The sequence below is a fragment of the Bacillus sp. HY001 genome, assembly GCF_007558965.1.
Classification (GTDB): domain Bacteria; phylum Bacillota; class Bacilli; order Bacillales; family Bacillaceae_G; genus Bacillus_A; species Bacillus_A mobilis.
Genome location: NZ_VLTE01000047.1, coordinates 1 through 2,373, shown reverse-complemented (window position 1 = coordinate 2,373; position 2,373 = coordinate 1). Strand labels below are relative to the sequence as shown.

The window sequence follows — 2,373 nt, the reverse complement described above, 5'->3', positions numbered from 1 at the left end:
CGAGAATTATGGTGCGACAAGAAGTCGCATTCCCACAGGGTAGCTTCTGCTACTAGATTAGATGCAAAGTCTATCTCCATCCGAAACTGCGGACTTGGTAACGGGCTCGTGGGTTGCATGAGGAAATGTGGAAACAGAGAGTCTGTACATGACTCGGAATACCGCTAGGAGAAGACAGGTACGGTGAACGAGAGTGAAGGCTCGTAAGCTTCGTAATCGTTAGCTTGGGATAATGTACAGCTCTACCCAGGTCTTGATAAGAGGAAAGGCATTCTCATAATACTGCCGCGTTGCATCCCGCAACTTATCCGGAGTAAAGAGTCCACCTAACCCTGTCGTATCTGTGGAATGTGAAACTTGGTAAGCCCTATGTCATCTGCGCAAGCAGTAGGATGACTGTAAAGTCAAACGATGTGGCAGAGGGTAAAGGATATAAGAGAAAGCAAAAGCCGCTAGCCGAAAGGAAACAGGAAAGCATAGAAATATGTATAACTGAGCGGATATTGTCGTCCTTACGGACAAACCCATGACAAGCCTGAAAGGGAGCCCACTTCTTATAGGTCTTCAACATGGAAATACATTTGTAAGTTATCTTCTGACGAATAGGAGCGTGCAGTTATGAACACCTCAGAACGAGCGTCGGCGCACGTCTCGTATACAAACTGGAAAGCAGTTCAGATGTATGTGACGAAGTTACGACAAAGAATTTACCGTGCCGAACAGTTACAGCAACAAAGAAAGGTAAGAAAACTTCAACGCTTACTCATGAGAAGCGAAGCAAACTTACTGTTATCAATTAGACGAGTAACACAGCAGAATAAAGGAAAGCGAACAGCAGGTGTTGATGAACATACAGCCTTGAGTCGCAGAGAAAGAAATCTTCTCTATGAGCAACTCAAAAAGTTAAATACGCTACAACACCGACCAAAACCAGCAAAACGTATATACATTGTGAAGAAAAACGGAAAATTGCGACCGTTGGGCATCCCAACTATAAAGGATAGGGTATATCAAAATATAGTGCGAAATGCCCTTGAACCACAGTGGGAAGCCAGATTTGAAGCTATTTCTTACGGGTTTCGTCCTAAGCGAAGTACCCATGATGCCATACGAAGCATTTTCAATAGAATCAACGGGGGCACAAAGAAGAAATGGATATTTGAAGGAGATTTTCAGGGCTGTTTTGATCATCTCAACCATGAGTGGATACTCAAACAAACTTCTTACTTCCCAGGAAGAAAACTATTGAAGCGATGGCTCAAGATGGGATACATGGAGCAAAGCTTTTTCGCGGAAACGCAAGAAGGTACTCCGCAAGGAGGAATTATCTCGCCACTTCTCGCTAACATTGCCCTTCATGGAATGGAAGAAACCTTGGGAATTACTTACAAGAAAAACTATAAAGCTAATGATAGTTATATTATGAATCCTGCTTGCAAATTTACCCTTATCCGTTACGCAGATGATTTTGTGGTCTTAACGGAGACAAAAGAACAAGCACTCTCTGTATATATGAGACTTCGTCCCTACTTAAAGGACAGGGGATTGGAATTAAGCCCTGAAAAGACGAAGGTTACACATATTGAGGAAGGATTTGAGTTCCTAGGATTCTTGATTCGGCAGTACCAAACTGAACAGGGGAATAAACTGTTCATCAAACCAAGTAAGGGCAGTAGACAGAAAGCGAAGAAGAAAATTGGAGATACTTTACGTGTCATGAGGGGTCAACCCATCGGAGAAATCATCCGAGTGCTTAATCCTATTATCAGAGGATACGGGCAATACTGGAAACATGTCGTTTCTAAGAAAATCTTTGGTACAATGGATAGCTATATCTATTGGAGAATCGGCAAACATCTTCGACAGCTCCATCCAAAGAAGTCGTGGAAATGGATATATGCAAGATATTACAGGCATCCACATCATGGTGGAAATGCTTGGACACCAACCTGCCCGAAAACAAATATCCAACTCTTACATATGTCATGGATTAAGATTGAGAGACACAACATGGTGAAATTCAAAAATAGTCCTGATGACCCAACATTGAAAGAATACTGGGAAAAAAGAGACCGTAAGGTATTTGATACGGAAAACACGATGGATAGAATGAAGCTGGCTAGAAAACAAGGTTACCGCTGCGCTATCTGCAAAACTCCACTACAAAACGGGGAAAAGGTAGTCGTAAAAGACATGCCTGTTCCGCAACACCTCATATTGTCTAATTTAAACTTAAAATTAGTTCACTTACCTTGCCTATACTAAAGGGACTGAAATCGGATAAAAAGAAGGCTTGAGCCGTATGATGGGAAACTGTCACGTACGGTTCTGAGGGGAGTTGGGGGCAGCGATGCCCCCCGCTTACCCGACTAA

The 2,373-nt window shown here is 42.7% G+C and carries 1 protein-coding gene; it reads left to right on the top strand.

Annotation, left to right across the window (positions count from 1 at the left end):
* Positions 1-618: 618 nt before the first annotated feature.
* Complete coding sequence (gene ltrA / locus FOT98_RS20890) at positions 619-2,265, top strand: group II intron reverse transcriptase/maturase (protein WP_001097732.1); 1,647 nt, start codon at positions 619-621, stop codon at positions 2,263-2,265.
* Positions 2,266-2,373: the final 108 nt, after the last annotated feature.